We start from the raw sequence: 19,125 nt of genomic DNA, 5'->3' as shown, positions 1-19,125 counted from the left end.
TTGCGGGCTGGCTATCTGGTCATGAGGAACAGATGCGGCGCGATCGCCCCGAACCTGACTGAGGTCCGGCGCTACCTGAACCAGCTCTCGACGCGGCGATTGCTGTGGCGTCCCGCATCGGAGGAATTGCACGCGGTCGGCAGGAGCTTGCTGTAGCCGCGCGTGATGATCGTCTCGGCCGGGACGGCCACTCCTGCGGCTTTGATGACCGCTGCCTTGACCTGCTCGGCCCGGGTCAGCGAGAGCGTGGCGTTGCTGGCAAAATCGCCGACCGAGTCCGTGAAGCCGGCGAGAATGATCGTCCTGCTTTGCCTCGTCTCGACCAGGAATCTCACGAAGCGCGCCAGTCTTTGCACGTCGGCGATGGACTTGTTGTCGAGTGTTGCGGAATTCGAATCGAAGCGGAACGTCGTCGACATGCGCGAGTAGGCCTGGAGGTCGCCCGCCAGTTGCTTCAGAAGGGCGGCGTCGATGTCCGGATCGCTCAGCGCCAAGGATTTGGCGAAGCGCAGCATATGTTCGCCCTTGTCGAGCCACTCGAATTCCTGGTCGATGTAACCGGCAGCGAGGATGCTCGGGCGAGCGTCCATCGATAGCGCGTAGCGCAGGACGTTGGCCGGCACCGTGCCGTTTGCCAGCGGCTTGGTGTAAAGGAACAGCCGGCGCGAGAGCGGATACTCCTCCGATTTCACGTTGAAGGTCGTCGGCTTGCTCGTGATGCCGCACTCCGTGGCGATGTCGAGGGCTTTGGCGCTGCGCAGGTAGGCGAACCCCGAGAACCCAATACCGTTCGGATCGCGGGCGACTTCGTCGGACAGCTCCTCGCTGGACTCGAATTGTTTTGCGTCCTTGCGCAGGGCGAGGTTGCGGGTTCTGAGCACCAGCGAGTTGAACGTATCGAAGGTGCCGGACTTGTTGTCCCTCGCATAAACGTTGATGGAGCCAGGGACGCCCCCTACCGCCGCCCAATCGCGGATCGTCCCGGCAAAGATGCCCGCAATTTCATCGAGCGACAGCGTCGACAAAGGGTTCTTGGGAGAGACGAAGACGAGGATTCCGTCCATGGCTAGGACGTGCGCATACTCCGCGCTGCGCAGATCCGGCAAGCCGGCCTGCTGGAGAGCCAGCGTTTCCTTTTCCGATATCGGGCGGGACAGCATGGCTATGGACGCCTTGCCGTCAATGAGAGCCGGGATGCCGGTGCCCGAGCCATGTGACCGGATGTCGACCTGGGCGAGAGGTGCGCCCGTCCGGTTGGTGAGATTGAGCTCGACCTGCTCTGGATCGTTGCTGGCCGACCGCGCCGTGCTTGCGCCGGCTGACGCGGCATAGGCTTCGACCAGGTTCGGCATGAGCCGGGCCCCGATCGTATTTGAGCCATAAATGCCGAAGCGCGCCGTATCCTGTGCGCACAAGTTCTTGCTCGTCACCAAGCCGAGGCACAGGCTCAGCAGCGTCGCTTTGAGCACGCGTCCATACATGCCTCTCATCCTCGGATGGCCAGGTCAGGAATGAGTCTGGAATTGAAACGCGCTCTCGCGCTGAGGTCCGCGCCGCACGGCACGGCGGAGAATGCGAGATCGAGTTGGCGTGCCGGTCTGCCCCGCTCCATGACGTAGGCCTTGAAGCGAACTTCCGCCAACGTCCCCGTGCCGCAGAATTTGTCGGCGGGGCGGCTGCCCCTCGTCTTGTAGTCGACGGCGAGCTTGACGGCTCCGGCCGTCTGTCCGGGCCGATGCATGAACGTGTAGACTTCGAAATTCATGCCAATCTCGCCGCCTGCGCCGCTGGTGCTGATGAAGCCCTGCCCGCGCCCGTCACGCAAAGCACGTGCGCTCGCCTCTTCCTGTGTGCCGGGCTCCCCCGACCAGACGTGGCCGGCGCCGCCGAATTCAGCTGCGTATTCGAAGGCGTGCAGATCCAGATCCACCCCGTCGCTCCACACGATCGCGACCTTGGAGACATCGCGCATGTCTGCGGCGACGGGCTGCCGCACGATCTTTGTATTGTCCTCGAACTTGATGGCGATGGTTTCCACCTCGCCGGCGAAGCAATCGAGCACGAACAGATCGCTGCCGTTGACATCGAGCAATCTGATGAAGACGGCGCCGGCGTATTCGAGCACGACGAATTGCTGGGCGCGGCAGGCCGTGTCGATGGCAATGCGTGTGCGCCCGCCCCGCTCGGGCATCAACTGCACGCGCGGCTCATCGCACGCTTTTTCGCGAGCCAAGGTAGCGGACGGGAGCGCGGGAGAGGCAAAAGCACGGGAATTCTGCGCGAGCTGTCGCGCTTCGGCGGGGACCACGGGCACAAGAACGGCCGAGAGCCCGAGGCAGGTCTTCAAGACTCCGACTCGGGCGGCAGCTAGTGCGCTCTGCACGACCGATACGCCCGAACGTTCCACACAACCCGATCCATTGACTAAGGCCACTCTAGAAATTGTGGAACAGTAATCGGGCGTTACTTCGGATTTGTGACACCGGAACGCCGGTGCTTTTCCTGCGCTCTTCTATGGCGTCGCGCGGGGGCGCGGACGCAGCGCCGCCATGGCGTGCCGGACCACTGAACCGTCATCCGTATGTCGCACAGGGTCGTTACGCGCTCACCAAACACGGCTCAACGTCCGAGACATTGAGGAGTACGGCGGCATGCGGGAACCGCTCGTTCGCATCAATGGGCTGACCATTGACTTCGATACTGGCCAATCCAACGTGCGAGCCCTTCATGGGTTCGACCTCCAGATCGAGAAGGGCGAAGCGGTCGGCATCGTCGGCGAGTCGGGATCAGGCAAAAGCATCACGTGGCTCGGCGCTTTGGGATTGCTCGGCCCGCGCGCCCGCGTAGCCGGCAGCGTGCGGCTCGATGGGCGTGAGATCCTCGGCCTCGGTGAGCGCGAAATGGCCGCGATCCGCGGCAAGCGCGTCGCCATGATTTTCCAGGATCCCACGTCCTCTCTCAATCCCGTCCACCGCATCGGCCGGCAGTTGGTCGAGAGCCTCGTGCTCCATCGCGGCATGAGCGCGCGCTCAGCGAGCGCCGAAGCACGGCGTCTCCTCGAGCGTGTGCAGATCGCGGCCGCCGCGCAGCGGCTTTCGGAGTATCCGCACGAGCTTTCCGGCGGGATGAACCAGCGGGTGATGATCGCCATGGCGCTCGCCGGCGAGCCGGATCTCCTCATTGCCGATGAGCCGACGACCGCTCTCGATGTCACCATCCAGGCTCAGATCCTCGAAGTGCTCAAGGAGATGCGCCGCGAGACCGGGATGGGGCTGGTGATCATCAGCCATGACCTCGGGATCGTTGCGGAGCTCGCGGATCGAGTAGTGGTCATGTATGCGGGGCGGCCCGTTGAAACGGCGCCGGTCAGCCGTATTTTCGATGCGCCCCGCCATCCCTACACGCGCGGGCTGCTCGCTGCTCTCCCCGAGATCGACGGCGCCCTCGAGCGTCTGGTCGCCATACCGGGGCAGGTCCCGGAACCTCACAAATTGCCGCCGGGATGTCCGTTCGCGCCGCGGTGTGCGCAAGCCAATGCGAATGTCTGCGACGAGACTGTGCCTACTATGCGCGCGATCGCGCAAGATCATGCCGCGGCCTGCGCCTTGATCCATACAGCCAAGCCCGAGGCTCTCCGCTCTTTGGAATTGGCATGACGAGCGCGCCGCTGATCTCGGTGAGCGAGCTGCGCCGAACCTACAAGGTCAAGACCACGGGCGGGTGGTTCTCGCCGACAGCCGAGCTCAAGGCCGTCGACGGTGTTTCCTTCGATATCCGTCCGGGCGAGACGCTCGGGCTCGTCGGCGAGTCGGGCTGCGGAAAGTCCACGACCGCGAAGCTGGTCCTCGGTCTCATTCCAGCGACATCGGGCAAGGTCGTTTTCGAAGGCAAGCCCGTGGCCGCCGACAGCAAGCGCGCATGGCGCGAGCAGCGCCGGCGCATGCAGATGGTCTACCAGGATCCGCTCGGCGCCCTCGACCGCCGTCTGCCGGTCGGGGCCCAGGCCATGGAGCCGCTGGACATATTTGGCGAGGGGACGAAGGCCGAGCGTCGCGATCGGATGCTCGCGCTATTCGATGCCGTGGGCCTCCCGCGCACGAGCGTCGATCGCTATCCTCATGAGCTGTCCGGCGGTCAGCGCCAGCGCGTCGTTCTCGCGCGCGCCTTGATGCTGAGGCCAAGTCTTCTCGTGTGCGATGAGCCCATTTCGGCGCTCGATGTGTCCATCCAGGCTCAAGTCATCAATCTCCTGAAGGATCTCCAGGAGCAGCTCGGTGTCGCCTATCTCTTCATCAGTCATGACCTGAAGGTCGTGCGGCACGTCAGCCACCGCGTCGCCGTCATGTACCTCGGCCGGATTGTGGAGAGCGGTCGGCCCGAGGCAATCATGCGCGCGCCGGCGCATCCTTATTCGCAGGCTTTGATATCGGCCGTGCCGAGCCCCCGCGCGCGCGGCAAGGAACGCATCGTGCTCGAAGGCGATCCGCCAAGTCCCGTGGATATTCCCAAGGGCTGTGCGTTTCACCCGCGCTGCCCGCTCGCGACCGACCGCTGCCGCAGCGAGGCGCCGGAGCTGCGCCCGTTCGGCGAGCAACGTCACGTCGCCTGTCATCGCGCGGGAGTGAGCATCACATCGGCGCGCGGCGCCGCATAAACTCAGAGGAAGACGCGCTCATGCTGGCCTATATCGCGACGCGTGTCGGGCGCGCGATCTTCACGATCTCTCTCGTGCTGACCTTCTCGTTCACGATCCTGGCCGCGACTGGGGATCCGGCACTGCTCATCATGTCCGTCGATGCGCCGCCAGAGGCGATCGAAGCATTTCGCGAGCGGTACGGCCTCGATGCGTCCGTCTGGCAGCAGTACATCGGCTATCTGGGGAACCTGCTGCAGGGCAACTTTGGTCAATCCCTGCGCGATGGCCGAGATGCCTGGGATGTCGTCGTCGAGCGCATTCCGCTCACGCTCGCGCTGACCGTGCCCGCGTTCCTCCTGAAGATCGGCATCGGAATTCCGGCTGGCATCTACGCGGCCCTCCATCGTAACTCGTTCCTCGATCGTCTGGTCATGATGATCTCGGTCGCCGGCTACACCGTGCCGAGCTTCGTGCTCGGCCTCATTCTGATCCTGGTCTTTGCCGTGAACCTCGGCGTATTGCCCTCCGGCGGCCAGGACACATGGCGCCATGCCATTCTCCCGATCGTCACGCTCGGCACGGCGGGCGCGGCGATCATCGCCCGCTACACGCGTTCCGCCATGCTGGAGGTTCTGGGCCAGCCTTACATTCGCACCGCGCGCGCCAAGGGCGTGCCTTGGCCCAAAGCCGTGCGGCGTCATGCGCTGCCGAACGCCGCCATTCCGACGCTCACGGTCGTCGGCTTGATGGTTGGCTCGCTCATTGCTGGCGCCGTCGTCGTCGAAAGCGTGTTTTCGTGGCCGGGTGTGGGGCGCCTGCTGATATCCGCCGTTGCTAACCGCGACCTCATGATCGTTCAGGCCATTCTGCTGCTTGTGGCGGTCTGCATGGTCACGTCGAACCTTCTCGTCGACATCGCATATGGCCTGATCGACCCGCGGCTGCGCGGCCGCAGCGGCAGCAGGAAGACCTGAGGAGGGGAACGATGCCGAGCGACCTGCAGCAGCGGCGCGATGCCGAACCGCGACCTCTTCCGGAAAGCATCACGCATCGACGCTCGGCTGTTCGCCGGTTCTTCGACGCGTGGCCGCCGATGGTTCTGATGGCTATCGCTTGGCTCACTCTGATGCTCATCATCGCCCTCGCTGCCGACTACATCCGGCCGTATGACTTCAAGGCGCTCGACCTGCGCGGCCGGCTACAGCCGCCCGTCTTCATGGGCGGGAGCTGGCGGCACATCCTCGGCTCCGATGAGCTCGGTCGCGATGTCCTCTCGCGGCTCATCGAGTCGATCCGCGTGTCGCTGCTGATCGCGCTGGCCTCGACGCTGATCGCCGCCGTCGTCGGTGTGCTCCTCGGGTTCGCCGCAGCGCACTTCAGAGGCATCGTCGAGCAGCTCGTGCAGGTGCTGATCGATCTGCAGGCTTCCATGCCGTTCCTGATCATCGCGCTTGCGGTGCTGGCCTTCTTCGGCAATTCCCTCATGCTGTTCGTGCTCCTGATGGGCTTGCACGGCTGGGAGCGTATCGCGCGCATCTCGCGCGGTCTTGCCATCTCGGCCAACGAGCAGGGCTACGCGTCTGCCGTGCGCGATCTCGGCGCCGGTCCATGGCGGATCTACGGGCGGCATATCCTTCCGAACATCGCCGCGACGCTGATCGTCTCGATGACGCTGAACTTCCCCGAGGTGATCCTCCTTGAGTCCGGTCTCTCCTTTCTTGGCCTGGGGGTGCAGCCGCCGCTCACTTCCCTCGGCAACATGGTCGGATATGGCCGCGAGTACATGCAGACCGCGGCCTGGATACTGCTCGCCCCTGCCGTCGTGATCATCGTGACCACACTCTCCGTATCCATCCTTGGTGACTGGCTGCGCGATCGCCTCGACCCCACGCTGCGCTGAAGGCACCCCCAGCGCCGCTCGCAATGCACAGCGTCACAACGCTGAGATGGTTCGTCCCTATGCCGCCCCCGAGTATTGAAGCCAGAAAGGAAGAGAGATGGGCAGACGCAGCCTTTTCCATTGCGCGAGATCGAGCGCCGCCATCGCGGTCGTTGCAGCAGGCTTAAGCGCGATTGCGCCGTCGGCGCGCGCCGATGACCGCCCGGTCATCACCGTCGCGGTGCAGCAGATCGTCAATGCGGGCGTTCTCGATACGCTGCGCGAGCAATCCAATGTCGGATCGCGCATCTTTGCGAGCATCTTCGATACGCTCATCCAGGTGGATCGCCAGGGTGATCTCTCGCAGCAGCCCGCTCTCGCCGAGAGCTGGACGCGCATCGACGACAAGACGATCGAGTTCAAGCTGAGGAAGGGCGTCAAGTTCCACAACGGCGAGGAGATGACCGCCGAGGACGTCGTGTTCTCCTTCGGCCCGGAGCGGATGTGGGGATTTGCGAAGCCCGGTGAAGCCGCCAAGACGGGGCAGGTGCTTTTCTCCCAGACGGCCGGCCAGTCGACTGCAGCGCCGCCCGAGGTGCACGCCGTGGCGCGCCGCCTCCTGCCCGACTTCGAGCGCATCGAGATCGTCGATAGCCATACCGTGCGCTTTCACAACAAGACGCCCGACGTCACGCTCGAGGGGCGCTTGACCCGCACTGGCATGAACGTCGTCTCGAAGAAGGCGTTTCTCGCGGCTCCCGACTGGAAGACCTTCGCGTCCGCGCCTGTCGCGACCGGCCCCTTCAAGGTCAAGGAGTTCAAGCCCGACAACGTCCTCGTCCTCACGGCCCATGACGACTACTGGGGCGGCAAGCCGAGCGTGCGCGAGGTTCGCTTCATTGTGGTTCCCGAGGTTGCCGGGCGCGTCAACGGCCTGATCTCGGGTCAGTACGACTTCGTCACCGACATCCCGCCCGATCAGATCAAGACCATCGAGGCGAGCCAGAAGCACGAAGTCGTGGGCGGTCCCGTCCTCAATCACCGCATCGTGGTGTTCGACAAGAACCATCCGCAACTTCAGGACCCGCGCATCCGCCGCGCTCTCACTCTGGCCATCGACCGGAAGCTGATCGTCGATACGCTCTGGTCGGGGCGGACGTCGATCCCGCAGGGCCTGCAGTGGGAATACTACGGCCCCATGTTCGTCAAGGACTGGCAGGCCCCGGAGTACAATCCGGATCTCGCCAAGAAGCTGCTGAAGGAAGCCGGCTACAACGGCGAGCCGATCCCCTTCCGCGTCCTCAACAACTACTATGCGAACCAGGTGCCGACGGCTCAGATCCTGCAGGAAATGTGGCGTGCCGTGGGGGCGAACGTTCGGATCGAGATGAAGGAGAACTGGCAGCAGATCTTCGCCAAGGATAACCCGCGTGCCGTTCGCGACTGGTCGAACTCGGCGGCCTTCAACGATCCCGTGTCGTCGATGGTAACCCAGCATTGCCCGCGTGGGCAGCAGCAGCAGGTCGGCGAGTGGGCGAACGACGAGTTCAACAAGCTGTGCGCCGAGCTCGAGACGTCGACCGATCAGACCAAGCGTCCGGCCATGTTCCGGCGCATGCTCGAGATCATCGAGCGCGATGATCCGGGCTATACGGTCCTCCACCGCACGGTGCTTTTCTACGGCAAGCGGAAGGATCTAGAGTGGAAGTACTCGCCGACGCTGGCTATGGACTTTCGCGCTCACAATCTGAAAGTTAATAAGTGACGATCTGAGAGGCCGTGGCCGGGGACCATCCCGGCCGCGGCCTTGCTCTCCAGCCACTGGAACCGCTCTCCATGCCAACGATTGCCGATCCCAAGCGCAAGAATGTCCTTCTCATCGTCGTCGACCAGTGGCGCGGCGACACGCTGAAGGCCGCCGGGCACAAGTCGATCCGCACGCCCAACATCGATGCGCTGGTGGCCGAGAGCGTGACGTTCCGGCGGCACTACACGGTCACCTCGCCGTGCGGGCCGGCGCGCGCATCGCTCCTGACCGGCATGTACGCGATGAACCACCGCGCCGTGCAGAACACCATCCCGCTCGACGCGCGCCACACCAATCTGGCGATGGAAGTCCGAAAGGGCGGCTGGGATCCCGCCATTGTCGGCTACACGACGACCACGCCCGATCCGCGCGAATGGCCGGCCATGGATCCGGCCTTCACCGTTCTCGGTGATCTTATGCATGGATGGCGGCCGGTCGGCGCCTTCGAGCCGCGCATGGAAGGCTACTTCGCCTGGGTGGCGAGCCAGGGCTACAAGCTTCCCGAGAACCGGGGCGACATCTGGCTTCCCGAAGGCGTGACCGAGGAGGAGCTGGGCGCCACGCGCAAGCCGTCGCGCATTCCTGCGCACCTTTCGGATACGCGCTGGTTCACCGAGCGGGCGCTCATCTATCTGCTGGGCGCTGCGAAGCGTCCTTGGTTTCTGCATCTCGGCTACTATCGCCCGCATCCGCCGTTCGCGGCTCCTGCGCCCTACCATGACATGTACTCGATCGAAGATGCGCCGGCGCCCGTGCGCGCATCGACGCCCGAGGAGGAAGCGCGCCAGCACCCTCTGCTCAGATTCTTCCTGGATTCGATCGACAAGCGGCGGTTCTTCGAGAACGGCAAAGGGCTTGCAAGCTCGATGAGCGTGGCCGAAGTCCGTCAGATGCGCGCGACGTACTACGGCCTGATTTCCGAGTGCGACGCCGAGATCGGCCGCGTGCTCCAGTTCCTCCGCGATAGCGGGCAGTGGGACGATACGCTCATCATCCTGACGAGCGATCATGGCGAGCAGCTCGGCGACCACTACATTCTCGGCAAAGTCGGCTACTTCGACGAGAGCTTCCATATCCCGCTCATCGTCCGCGACCCTGATGCGAGCGCGGATGCAACGCGTGGCACCGTCGTGGACTCTTTTACCGAGTCCATCGACATCATGCCGACGATACTGAATTGGCTCGGTCTGGAGACGCCGCGCACGGTCGACGGCCGTTCGCTCCTGCCGTTCGTGCGCGAGGGCGCCGCACCGCCTGACTGGCGGCGCCATGTGTACTACGAGTACGACTATCGCAATGTATTCATGAGCGCGTCGCGGCCGGAGGAAGTGCTGGGCGTCGATCTCGACGAGGCGAGCCTCGCTGTCGTCGAGGACGAGGCCGGCAAGTACGTTCACTTCACCAAACTGCCGAGCCTCTACTTCGACCTGGTTCAGGATCCGGGCCAATTCACGTCTCTTGCGGCCGATCCAAGTCGAGCATCCGAGGTTCTGCGCTACGCACAAGCCATGCTGTCCTGGCGTCTGCGCTTTGCGGAACGGACTTTGACCGGTTACCAGGCTTCGCCTGACGGCCTCGTCAAGCGCGTGTGAGGTTCGAAAAGGTTATTCGGATCTCGCGCGACGGCGCCGCTTTCCGTGTTCGACTTCAATAGTCCACGATGACGACGACGGTGTCGGTGTAGACACCTGTCGGCGGCGTCGTTTGTGGTGCAACTCTTCCGTAGACCGTATGCGATTGAACGCTGCCGCTTCCCGTGCCGTGAGCGCGCGTTTCCTCGGCATCTCCCCACGGTTGATCGCGTGCGATATTCCTGTAGAGGCCATAGGTGATGCTGTCGGATCCTTTGGCCATTCGCCGCGCTGTTGGTGCAGCGGCGGCACCTCCTCCGTCGAGCCTGATCGCATAGTTCGTCGCCAGGGTGCAGGTGACGTACACAGTGCCAGTTGCGTCGATGTTGGCATTCAAGGCGCCGTGCGAGCCGAAATTGACAGGCGCGGTGCTCACTATGCAGTTCTGGGCGACCGTAGCCTCAACGTCAAAGTTTGCGGCTCCTCCTGATGAGCCCGAGCCAGTTGCGCAATCGTTGCCCACGGGCTCGGCGCGGTAGAGGATTTCGACGTCAGCGCCGGAGAACGTCGACGAATACGTGGTTGCTGCGGCTGTGGACTGGCCGCCGGGAACACGGCCGTAGATCATGCGCGTGCCCGAGACAGCGCCAGTGCCTTCAGCGGTTGCGGCGATCGATGCCGCCATGTTCGCGCTACCCCAGACGATCGAGCGCTCAGGGTTCTGGTAAAGCTGATAGAGAAGATGATTGCCGCCGCCTTCCATGCGTCGGGCCCCGCCGCCGGAGGCGACACTTCCCTCACCAAGATGCACGCAGATCAGGATCCGTTCCGAGGCGGGCCAACCGCTGCAACTGAATTGGAGCTCTGCAGTGGTATCGACCGGACTGCTGGACAGCGTGTCGATGTTTGGGCCGAAGTTCATGTTGCTGATGGTGACGCCACAACTCTGAGCGGACGATTGCCCGGTTCCGCAGACCACGATGGCGATGGTAAGGAGCGCCATAGCGGCGAAGCGTGTCATGTTCATTGGCATACGACCCCATTGATTTTGACCTGGGTGCCGCGGGCGACCTCGTAGGAAAATTCGGCTGCGCAAGTCCCGCCGCCTGCCTGCTCGATCGTCACTCTATTTTGCGCTTTCAGATTGCTCAGGAATGCCTCGCCGTCATAGCCAACGATGAATTCTTCCTGCAGGCCGGCGATCTGGACCGACGCGCCGGGTTTGATTGGCACGCCGCGAGGATCGACGAACGCGACGAGCGCAGTGTTAGCGTCCTGAGATACACCGAAGCCCACGACGACGCCCGAACCGCCCGCAGGCACGACCACCTCCTTGGTTGTTGGCACGACCGCGTCGACCGGAAGATTGGAGGGATCGATCGAGATCTCGTTGGGCTCGAATGCCTGCAGGTTCGGCACAAGGATCCGGCCCCATCGATCGGTCATGCCAACGGGCCGGTTCTGATACCGAACCTCGACGTCCGGAGATCCGACGTCCACGACCGCGAATGCGTCGTGAATTCTGTTTGCGGTGAAGACACCGCCTCCCGCGAAGACAACGGCGCCATCGACCGAAGCGGTGGCGCGAACCGCGTCGTCGTATTGCGTGACCGTGGTCTCAAATCGCGCGTGGGCCGAGCGGTATGCGCCAGAAACCGAGCGCAGAGGATTGTCGCTCTCGATCACGCGGGCGCGCCAACTGACATTGCCGACGTCCGGTCTCTCGGATTTCATCACGTCGATCATCGCCCGCCCGCCATCAGATCGATGATCGTAGCCAGCAGATGCCGAGATGCCGTTTCCGAACGATATGGTCAGTCCCGCATAGAGACCGAGACCTCTTTCACCTCTGAGGTTCTGGAACATTGTCGCGCGAAACGTCGTGCGGTCCCATATCTCCTGGCTGTAGTTGATGCTGAGGACTTCGGTGTCGTCCTCGAGGTCGCGCGCCACACGGGAGTATGCTGCGCGCAGATGCGCGCGCTCGAACGGCACCGGGATGCCAAGCGAGAGCTGATCGATGGCGCGGGGCACGGCAGACGATATGAAGTCGCGGTGGCGGCTGTCCCACGCCTTTCGTGCAGATACGCTGGCGACATCGTCGTAATCGCCGAACGTCCGCTGGACGCGCCCGTAGAGCGACCAGTTCTGCCAGCGCAATGTGACGGCAGCGCCGGCCTGGGCACCTGCGCGGTCGTCGTGCGCGCTCCCCGACAGGGAGAGAGAGGCGGTCCCATAGCGGCCGAGCAGGAACGCAGCTCCCATGCCGCCATTGACGAGTTGGGAACCTGCCTCGAGGTGCCCCTCGAGAGTGAGCTCGTTCGAGAGCCCGTAGCGGGCGCTCAGAATGGCAAAGGCATTGTCATCATAGTCGTCGGATAGGACGCCGATGCTGCGCCTCGGAAATCCGGCTTCGATCGAGAAGTCGAACAGGCCCTCACGGAGAAGAATGTCGGCGTTGTAGAAGGGGAGCACCGTTTCGATCTCTCGCCCCTGACTATCCAGGAGGACCACGCGTGCTTCGCCCGACGTGCCGATGACAGGCAGGTTGAAGACCTCGAAGGGGCCTGGCGCGACTTTGCTCGACCACACGCGGGTATTCTGAGAGTAGACTTCAACGGTCGTCGGGACGGCTGCGGAGCCCGCGAATGAGGGCAGCGGCTTTGTCACGAGGTCGCTGCGAAGACCGAAGTTTCGCTGCACCTGCACGCCGCCGAGATTGACGGGCCTCGTCCAGGTGAGACCGCCGCTGACCAGATCGCCGGCCCGATAGGTCAGCATGTGCATGGGATCGGAGTAGGTCCATGCCGTTCTCAGGCGAACGATGTCATCCATCCAGTCGTAGGAGGTCCGTCCAGCGACGAGAGAGTGACTGAGTGTTCCGAACGGGCCGAATGCGCGCAGGTCGAAGGAGCCGGAGAACGTATCGAGACGGCCGAAGTCGCGGTTGCTCAGCGCACCAGTTGCACCGAACAGCGAGTAGTTCAGGACCGCGCCGTAGTCCGCTTGAGGCCCGGTATGTTCTCTATTCCTTCGAGACGCGCGCGCATCGAGCGTGCGGCGGATCCGGGTTTCGTCGGGAGCGATGATGTAGAGCCTCTGCTCGCTCTCAGCTACTCGGTATGAAACGCCGGGAAGACGCCGGAGCGCGATCCGGTTGTCGCCGATCCTGGCCTGCTCCGCCAGCTTCAAGCCGGAAGCGGCGAGTTCCTCGGGTGTTGTGGTCAAACCCAGCTCAGGATGCTCGGAGAACTCTGCAAGCACGCCTGTCGGAAAGTCGTTGATAACGACTTCGAGAAAGAGATTGCGTTCGTCGGTCGCGCTCAGAACTGGGTCGGGGCGAGGAATGGACCTCATTGACTGCGCGTTCGCCGCGACTGACACGGCAAACACTGCGAGGGCGACGACGACCAGCCGCTCAGCGATTGATAGCAAGCACGTTTTCATGAATCGCGCCGAGCTGTGTCTTAGCTCTGAGCGTGACCGCGGCAGCCGTAGGGCGCTGGCGCAGAACGACTGGCCACTCCACTGTCGAGCCGGCGAGCACATAGCCAACCAGCCCATCCCTGGCGAAGAGCCGCGAATTGCCTTGCTCGAGGACCAGGTCAGCGAGCTTGAGCCGCGTGCCGCCGGTATTCTGGGCGACCAGTTTGAGCTTGCCGCCTGCCTGAGCAAGTCTCCACGACACCTTCGGTGTGTCGGCTTGCGGGTTGCGGAAGAAGATCGGAATGGAGTGGCGGACGACGAGATTGATTGTGCCTGAGCGCTGCACGCGCCTGGTGGGGATCTCGTCGATGATGATGCGGTAGCTTTCTTCGCTCGCGATCGGAGCCTTGGAGGTCCGCACCACACGCACCGTATAGTCTCTATTTGGTGCGAGGCGTGTTGATGGTGGACTGGCCACCACGGCCGTCGTCGGCTCGTATTCGTCAGCTCCGCCATTCTGCGTCCATCGGAAGACACGAATCTGCACGCCGAGCGGTTGGCTCGCATCGTTCCGTAGAGTCAGTGTGGCGGAGCTGCGCGGCATGCTTAGGTCAAGCGTCACAGGCGAGACGCGGAGCGATGCCGCCTCCGCCGCCGATGACGCTGACAGCAACACGAGTGCGACCACGCTTTTGAACGTCGCTTGCATGCCGTTCTTTCCGCTGACTAGAGATTTAGTAGTGGACGATGATCGTCACGGTATCGCTGTAGGTGCCTGTTGCCGGCGTCGTCTGGACGGGAACGCGGCCGTAAATGGTGTGCGTCTGCGCGATACCGCTGCCGGTGGCCGTTTTCCGGTTCACACCGGACTCATCGCCCCACACTGTCGAGTGCTCGGAACTCTGATAGAGCGTGTAGTCGATCGTCGCGTCTTCGGGGCCGGTCATCTTGCGTGTCGTCACCGTGGCCCCGCTCCCGCCGCCCGCGTCGAGCGCGATGGAGTACGCAACCTCATCAGGGCAGGTCACGTCGACCGATCCCGTCGAGTCCACGATCGCCGCCAGGGTTCCCTGCGTGCCGAACGAGATGGGCACGATGTTGCTCACCGTGCAGGCTTCGATGATTTCTATGGAGACGCCGAGGTCAGCCGGCAGCGTCTGAGCCGCCTGCACTGAGCCTGCTATGAGAAGAGGCGAGACAAGCGCCACCGCTCTCAGCATTTGTTTCATGAGAGAGTTCCCTGCTTTGGAGGATGATTTTCGGCCAACCGAAGCCGTAGAGGCTTCCGATCCGCCTCGCGCGCAGGCGCTATGCCTCGCGCGACGTAAGGAATTAGAACTCGATTCGGTCAGCGAGACAACCAGAGATTGCGTATGCTGATTTTAATCAATCCCTCGGTGTGTATTTTGGCCCGCGCGCTTCGTTCGATCCGACGGCAGGTTCAGGCGATGGGCGTCGCGTGATGAAGACGCGGAAAAAAATTGCCGGGACGTCGGAAAGGCAGGATCCGTGACGTCCTTGGGGGCAGAGATGATCATGATCACGCAAGGAGACGAGCATGAACACGCCTGCGATGCTTTGGACCGGTCGCACTCTTACGGGGCTTTTCGCGCTGTTCCTGCTTGGTGCCTCGATCGCGCCCAAGCTCCTTCACCTGCCGGTGGCGGAGGAGACGATGGCCGCGCTTGGCTGGCCTCCGGGCTATGCGTTCATGATCGGCCTTATCGAGCTGGCCTGTCTCGTGCTGTACCTGATCCCGCGCACAAGCGCGTTCGGCGCCGTGCTGATGATGGGCCTCCTCGGCGGGGCCATGGCGACCCAGATCCGGGCGGGCAACCCGCTCTTCAGCCACATCCTGTTTAGCCTCTATCTCGGGCTTTTCATGTGGGGCGGGCTGTGGCTTCGCGACCCGCGCCTTCGCGCACTGTTTCCCGTTGCGCGCGATCCCATCTAGCCCGGCCGATCGCGACGCGCATGATGGTGAGCGCGGCGCTCAGCGGCGATCGACCGCCGACGCTTCCGCTTCGAGGACGCGTGCCTGCTCGGGATAGTGGTTGCGCACATACTCGAGCGACGTGAGGCCGCTGTCCAGGTCAGCGCGTATCCGGTCCAGAGCGCGGCGCTCGGGAGGACCGAACCCGCCGCCGCCGGCCTCCTCCAGCACGATGACCGATCCGGGCGCCACGTCGCGGCGGGACTTCGGCGCGACGGCACCTCCGTCGAGCGACAGCACGCGCAGGGCCCCGTCGATCCCGCCTGCAAAGCCGCGCGCGGCACGACTGGTCCGCGAGGCGAAGAAGGCAGCGTCAACCGGTGCACCGGTATCGTTGCGTAGCTCGACCACCTGCCCCGCACCACCCTGGAAGGCACCTGCACCGCTGCTGTCGATGCGCCATTCCTTGCGCAGGAACGAGATGCCTGTGTTCTCCTCCCAGATTTCCACGGGAATGCCGATCATGTTCGACGGCCCGGGCAGCACCGGACGCCCGTCGAGATCGGCAAACGCGCCATATCCGCCCGAGGTAAACAGGATGTAGGAATAGTCGCGCCCCTGGGGGGAGCGGCCGCGGAAGTTGATCTGGCAGATCATGCCGCTGTCGGCCTGAACCTGCATCGGGACGGCATCCGCGAGCGCGCCGAACACGAGCGGTGCCACGTAGTGGCCGAGGATGTGACGGCCGCCCGTGGCGTAGGGACGCTTCGCGTTGAGGATGCAGTTGTCAGGCGCTGCGATGGTGACGAAGTCGAGCACGGCCTGATTGTTGGGGATGTTCGACGCGACAATGGTCTTGAAGGTGAAGTAGCAGTACGCGCGCGTGTAGCAGAGCGGCACATTGATGCCGCGATTGACCACGGGCGACGTGCCGCGGAAGTCGAACGCGAAGCCTTCCGGTGAAACGGAAATGCGGACGGCGAGGTTGATGAGCGCGTCGTCCTCGACGCCCTCGACCGACAGCGATCCGGCAAATTCGCCGCGGGGCAGCGTGCGCAGCACATCGCAGATGGCGTGGTGCGTCAGTTCGAAGATCGCGTCAGCCGCCGCCACCGTGTCGGCCAGTCCGTATTCGGCAAGCAGATCGTCGATGGCTGCTGCCGCGACGTTGCATGCTGCGACGTTGGAGTAGATGTCGCCGATGACCAGATCCCGGAAGCGCACGTTCGCCTCAATGAGGTCGAACACGAACTTGTTCGGCTCTCCGCGTACGAACAACTTCACGGGCGGAATGCAAATGCCCTCCTCGTAGTTGTCCCGCGCGCCCGTGCCGTAGCCGATGCCGCCGATGTCGGCCAGATGCGACACCGACAGCGCATAGGCAACGAGGCGGCCATTGCGGAAAATCGGCTTGACGATGTTGACGTCGTAGACGTGGCCAGTGCCGATCCACGGGTCGTTGGTGAGGAGCACGTCACCGTCGGCCAGCGTGTCGGCTGGAATATGCGCCAGCATTCCGGAAAGTGTCGCCGGCCCGGTGCCCGTGAACGAGGGCACGCTCGCCGTTCCTTGCGAAAGGAACCGGCCCTTCGCGTCGAACAGCATGCAGGAGTAGTCGCCGCTCTCGCGCACCATGGTGGAGAACGAGGTGCGCACGAGCGCGGAGACCATCTCGTCGGCGATGGAGACGAACCGCGACCAGATGATCCCTGCGTCGATCGAATCGAGCTTTTCTTGCATTCGGTATGGCCTCAGCGGCGGGACTGGATGTCGGCGACGATGTCGAAGCTCTCGGTGACCGTGCCGCGAGCGAAGCGTGGCAGGTAGATCGTAGTGTCGTTTTCCTCGATCAGCGCACCGCCCTCGATCGTATCGCCCGGGCGCAGGGCGTAGCGATCGTACACGGCGAGCTCGGCGGGCTCTCCGGTGCCGGTGTCGAGGACGCGCCGCAGCGCTTTGGTCTTGCGAGTGCCTGTCCCCGCATTGGCATAGCGGAAGCGGGAGAGATCACAGAGCTTGTCGCGCACCATGATCTGCACAGTCCAATTGAAGATCTCGATGACGTAGTCCGGGAAGATCACCCCGAACACAGCGCGATAGGCGCGATGGAAGGCCTCGCGAATGGAAGCTGCGCTGCAGGTGGCGATATCGTCGATGCCGACGTCGATCTCGTAGCCCTGACCGACATAGCGCATCCCGAGCGTCAGAACGACGTCGGCTCCTGCGGCTGCGAGCGCCCGTGCGTTGGCATCGCCCTCGATCAGCGCGCGAACCTCCGCGCCGACCCGACCTTCCGGCAATGTGTCGAGGGGAAGTGCGTTGGTCTTCTGCAGCGTGAGCCCCTCGCGACCGACGAACAGTCCGAATGCGGAAGAGACGCCCGCGCCGAACGGAAAGGCCACGGTCTTGATGCTCAACGTGCGCGCGATCTCGGCCGCATGGAGGGGCGCAGAGCCACCTGTGCAGACCAGCGCGTAGCGCCGGTAATCGATGCCGAGCTCGCCCGCGTGCACTCGGAAGGCCCGCGCAACGTTCTCATTGACCGTCTCGCGGATACCGCGCGCGGCGCGCTCGAGCGAGGTGCCAAGGCGATTCGCCAACGACTGGATGGCAGCTTCGGCTCGGCTGCGCTGCACGGCGATGCCGCTGTTTGCGAAGTTCTCCTCGCTCAGATAGCCGAGCGCGACGTTGGCATCGGTCAGCGTCGCCGCCGTGCCGCCGCGGCCATAGCAGGCAGGCCCCGGATCAGCGCCCGCGCTCGATGGGCCGACGGCAATCGTGCCGCGCTCGTCGATGGTGGCGATGCTGCCCCCGCCGGCGCCGATCTCGATGAGATCGATAGCGGGGATCATGAGAGGAAGTCCGCTTCCGGGTTGGAAGGTTCCGACGCGAGCGACCTCGAGCGATCGCTGAACGTGGAACGCGCCCTGGCTCAGGAAGGCCCCTTTGGCCGTAGTGCCCCCCATGTCGAAGGCGAGGACGTTGGAAAGATGCGCCGAGGCGGCGCCGCCGGCCGGCTGTGGTAGATCGATGCGGCCCGCGATCTCCTGTGCGGCCAGCACGCCGGCGGCTGGTCCGGACTCGATCATGCGAATGGGGTAGCCGACACAGCGATCGAACTCCATCGGCAGGCCTGACGAAGTCATCATCAGCGAGCGCCCCGCGAAGCCCGCTGCCGCGAGCGCCTGCCTCAGGCGGGCGACATAGTCCGCCAGCAGCGGCATGGTGTAGGCGTTGATCGTGCAGGTGGTCCAGCGTTCGTACTCGCGCTGGGTCGGGGCGACGGCTGCCGAGCAGGAGACGTAGGCATCGGGAAACGCCTCCCGGATCCAGTCGCGGACCATCTCCTCATTGGCGGGGTTGCGGTACGCGTGCAGGAAGCACACCGCGAAGCTGCGCACACCGTGACGCTCGGCGAGCGCACCGAGTTGCGCCATGAGCGACGCCTTGTCGGGCGCCCGCACGGCCTCGCCCGTGGCCGACACGCGCTCGTCTACGGCGAGGCGAAGATCACGCCGACCGACGGGATCCGGAAAACGCAGCTTGAGGTCGGTCAGGTTATAGCGGTGCTCGCGCCCGATCTCGAGGACATCCCGAAAGCCTGCGGTATGCAGCAGGATGAAGTCGCTGCCTTTGCGCTCGATGACCGCATTGGTGATGATCGTGGTCGCGTGCAGGAAGAGATCGGCGGATCGCAGATCGAGCGCGAGCCGCTGCGAAAGCTTGTCGATCCCTTGCAGGATGGCGCGCTCGGGAGAGTGCGGCGTCGTCAGAACCTTGTCGGTCAGCACGACCTGACGCTGATGATCGAGCAGGACGAAATCGGTGAAAGTGCCGCCGATGTCGACCGCGAGAGAGAATTTGCTGCTCATT

At 63.9% G+C, this 19,125-nt stretch carries 15 protein-coding genes; 7 read left to right on the top strand and 8 right to left on the bottom strand.

Annotated features, from left to right (window positions below; translation table 11 throughout):
• Positions 1-71: 71 nt before the first annotated feature.
• On the bottom strand, positions 72-1,481 hold the full coding sequence (locus CS1BSM3_RS24775) for a substrate-binding domain-containing protein (protein WP_072392323.1): 1,410 nt from the start codon (positions 1,479-1,481) through the stop codon (positions 72-74).
• Positions 1,482-1,486: 5 nt separating this feature from the next.
• Positions 1,487-2,200: a hypothetical protein gene (locus tag CS1BSM3_RS24770; protein WP_143149341.1), complete on the bottom strand. Its 714-nt coding sequence runs from the start codon at positions 2,198-2,200 to the stop codon at positions 1,487-1,489.
• Between the two features lie 451 nt (positions 2,201-2,651).
• On the opposite strand from CS1BSM3_RS24770, the gene CS1BSM3_RS24765 reads away from it, so the two are divergent.
• The 6 genes from CS1BSM3_RS24765 to CS1BSM3_RS24740 all read left to right on the top strand — a co-directional run bounded on the left by CS1BSM3_RS24765 (position 2,652) and on the right by CS1BSM3_RS24740 (position 9,914).
• On the top strand, positions 2,652-3,656 hold the full coding sequence (locus CS1BSM3_RS24765) for an ABC transporter ATP-binding protein (RefSeq protein WP_072392316.1): 1,005 nt from the start codon (positions 2,652-2,654) through the stop codon (positions 3,654-3,656).
• Entirely contained in the window at positions 3,653-4,654 is a 1,002-nt protein-coding gene (locus tag CS1BSM3_RS24760; RefSeq protein WP_072392313.1) for an ABC transporter ATP-binding protein, read from the top strand. The genes CS1BSM3_RS24765 and CS1BSM3_RS24760 overlap by 4 nt, the downstream gene beginning before the upstream one ends.
• 20 nt (positions 4,655-4,674) lie before the next feature.
• The gene (locus CS1BSM3_RS24755; protein ID WP_072392310.1) at positions 4,675-5,610 is read left to right on the top strand and encodes an ABC transporter permease; all 936 of its coding nucleotides are present in this window, start codon (positions 4,675-4,677) and stop codon (positions 5,608-5,610) included.
• Positions 5,611-5,729: 119 nt separating this feature from the next.
• The gene (locus tag CS1BSM3_RS24750) at positions 5,730-6,536 is read left to right on the top strand and encodes an ABC transporter permease (RefSeq protein WP_210188857.1); all 807 of its coding nucleotides are present in this window, start codon (positions 5,730-5,732) and stop codon (positions 6,534-6,536) included.
• Between the two features lie 97 nt (positions 6,537-6,633).
• Positions 6,634-8,280 (top strand): ABC transporter substrate-binding protein, encoded by a 1,647-nt coding sequence (locus CS1BSM3_RS24745; RefSeq protein ID WP_072392307.1) that lies wholly within the window; start codon positions 6,634-6,636, stop codon positions 8,278-8,280.
• Between the two features lie 71 nt (positions 8,281-8,351).
• Positions 8,352-9,914 (top strand): alkaline phosphatase family protein, encoded by a 1,563-nt coding sequence (locus tag CS1BSM3_RS24740; RefSeq protein ID WP_072392305.1) that lies wholly within the window; start codon positions 8,352-8,354, stop codon positions 9,912-9,914.
• Between the two features lie 55 nt (positions 9,915-9,969).
• On the opposite strand, the gene CS1BSM3_RS24735 is transcribed toward CS1BSM3_RS24740, so the two are convergent.
• The 4 genes from CS1BSM3_RS24735 to CS1BSM3_RS24720 all read right to left on the bottom strand — a co-directional run bounded on the left by CS1BSM3_RS24735 (position 9,970) and on the right by CS1BSM3_RS24720 (position 14,548).
• Positions 9,970-10,920 (bottom strand): Csu type fimbrial protein, encoded by a 951-nt coding sequence (locus CS1BSM3_RS24735; RefSeq protein ID WP_244540602.1) that lies wholly within the window; start codon positions 10,918-10,920, stop codon positions 9,970-9,972.
• Entirely contained in the window at positions 10,917-13,250 is a 2,334-nt protein-coding gene (locus CS1BSM3_RS24730; RefSeq protein WP_174263777.1) for a fimbria/pilus outer membrane usher protein, read from the bottom strand. Before CS1BSM3_RS24730 ends, CS1BSM3_RS24735 begins: the two co-directional genes overlap by 4 nt.
• Before the next feature lie 61 nt (positions 13,251-13,311).
• Positions 13,312-14,028, bottom strand: coding sequence for a fimbrial biogenesis chaperone (locus tag CS1BSM3_RS24725; protein ID WP_072392299.1), 717 nt, complete (start codon positions 14,026-14,028; stop codon positions 13,312-13,314).
• 25 nt (positions 14,029-14,053) lie between these two features.
• Positions 14,054-14,548, bottom strand: a complete 495-nt coding sequence (locus CS1BSM3_RS24720; RefSeq protein WP_072392296.1) for a Csu type fimbrial protein — start codon at positions 14,546-14,548, stop codon at positions 14,054-14,056.
• Between the two features lie 329 nt (positions 14,549-14,877).
• Here CS1BSM3_RS24720 and CS1BSM3_RS24715 point away from each other — a divergent pair, with 329 nt between their 5' ends.
• Positions 14,878-15,273, top strand: coding sequence for a DoxX family protein (locus tag CS1BSM3_RS24715; protein ID WP_072392294.1), 396 nt, complete (start codon positions 14,878-14,880; stop codon positions 15,271-15,273).
• A gap of 39 nt (positions 15,274-15,312) precedes the next feature.
• Here CS1BSM3_RS24715 and CS1BSM3_RS24710 read toward each other — a convergent pair whose 3' ends face one another.
• Entirely contained in the window at positions 15,313-16,992 is a 1,680-nt protein-coding gene (locus CS1BSM3_RS24710; protein WP_072392291.1) for a hydantoinase B/oxoprolinase family protein, read from the bottom strand.
• Between the two features lie 11 nt (positions 16,993-17,003).
• On the bottom strand, positions 17,004-19,124 hold the full coding sequence (locus CS1BSM3_RS24705; RefSeq protein WP_072392288.1) for a hydantoinase/oxoprolinase family protein: 2,121 nt from the start codon (positions 19,122-19,124) through the stop codon (positions 17,004-17,006).
• Position 19,125: the final 1 nt, after the last annotated feature.

Origin of the sequence: Hyphomicrobium sp. CS1BSMeth3 (genome assembly GCF_900117415.1) — a bacterium.
Taxonomy (GTDB): Bacteria; Pseudomonadota; Alphaproteobacteria; order Rhizobiales; family Hyphomicrobiaceae.
This window is presented reverse-complemented; position numbering and strand designations above follow the sequence as displayed.

Bases quoted from the DNA above. Each gene is read 5' to 3' on its own strand.
- CS1BSM3_RS24740 (WP_072392305.1), top strand. From the start codon at position 8,352: ATGCCAACGATTGCCGATCCCAAGCGCAAGAATGTCCTTCTCATCGTC.
- CS1BSM3_RS24725 (WP_072392299.1), bottom strand. From the start codon at position 14,028: ATGCAAGCGACGTTCAAAAGCGTGGTCGCACTCGTGTTGCTGTCAGCG.
- CS1BSM3_RS24775 (WP_072392323.1), bottom strand. From the start codon at position 1,481: ATGTATGGACGCGTGCTCAAAGCGACGCTGCTGAGCCTGTGCCTCGGC.
- CS1BSM3_RS24705 (WP_072392288.1), bottom strand. From the start codon at position 19,124: ATGAGCAGCAAATTCTCTCTCGCGGTCGACATCGGCGGCACTTTCACC.
- CS1BSM3_RS24760 (WP_072392313.1), top strand. From the start codon at position 3,653: ATGACGAGCGCGCCGCTGATCTCGGTGAGCGAGCTGCGCCGAACCTAC.
- CS1BSM3_RS24745 (WP_072392307.1), top strand. From the start codon at position 6,634: ATGGGCAGACGCAGCCTTTTCCATTGCGCGAGATCGAGCGCCGCCATC.
- CS1BSM3_RS24710 (WP_072392291.1), bottom strand. From the start codon at position 16,992: ATGCAAGAAAAGCTCGATTCGATCGACGCAGGGATCATCTGGTCGCGG.
- CS1BSM3_RS24750 (WP_210188857.1), top strand. From the start codon at position 5,730: ATGGTTCTGATGGCTATCGCTTGGCTCACTCTGATGCTCATCATCGCC.
- CS1BSM3_RS24755 (WP_072392310.1), top strand. From the start codon at position 4,675: ATGCTGGCCTATATCGCGACGCGTGTCGGGCGCGCGATCTTCACGATC.
- CS1BSM3_RS24715 (WP_072392294.1), top strand. From the start codon at position 14,878: ATGAACACGCCTGCGATGCTTTGGACCGGTCGCACTCTTACGGGGCTT.
- CS1BSM3_RS24720 (WP_072392296.1), bottom strand. From the start codon at position 14,548: ATGAAACAAATGCTGAGAGCGGTGGCGCTTGTCTCGCCTCTTCTCATA.
- CS1BSM3_RS24765 (WP_072392316.1), top strand. From the start codon at position 2,652: ATGCGGGAACCGCTCGTTCGCATCAATGGGCTGACCATTGACTTCGAT.
- CS1BSM3_RS24730 (WP_174263777.1), bottom strand. From the start codon at position 13,250: ATGAGGTCCATTCCTCGCCCCGACCCAGTTCTGAGCGCGACCGACGAA.
- CS1BSM3_RS24735 (WP_244540602.1), bottom strand. From the start codon at position 10,920: ATGAACATGACACGCTTCGCCGCTATGGCGCTCCTTACCATCGCCATC.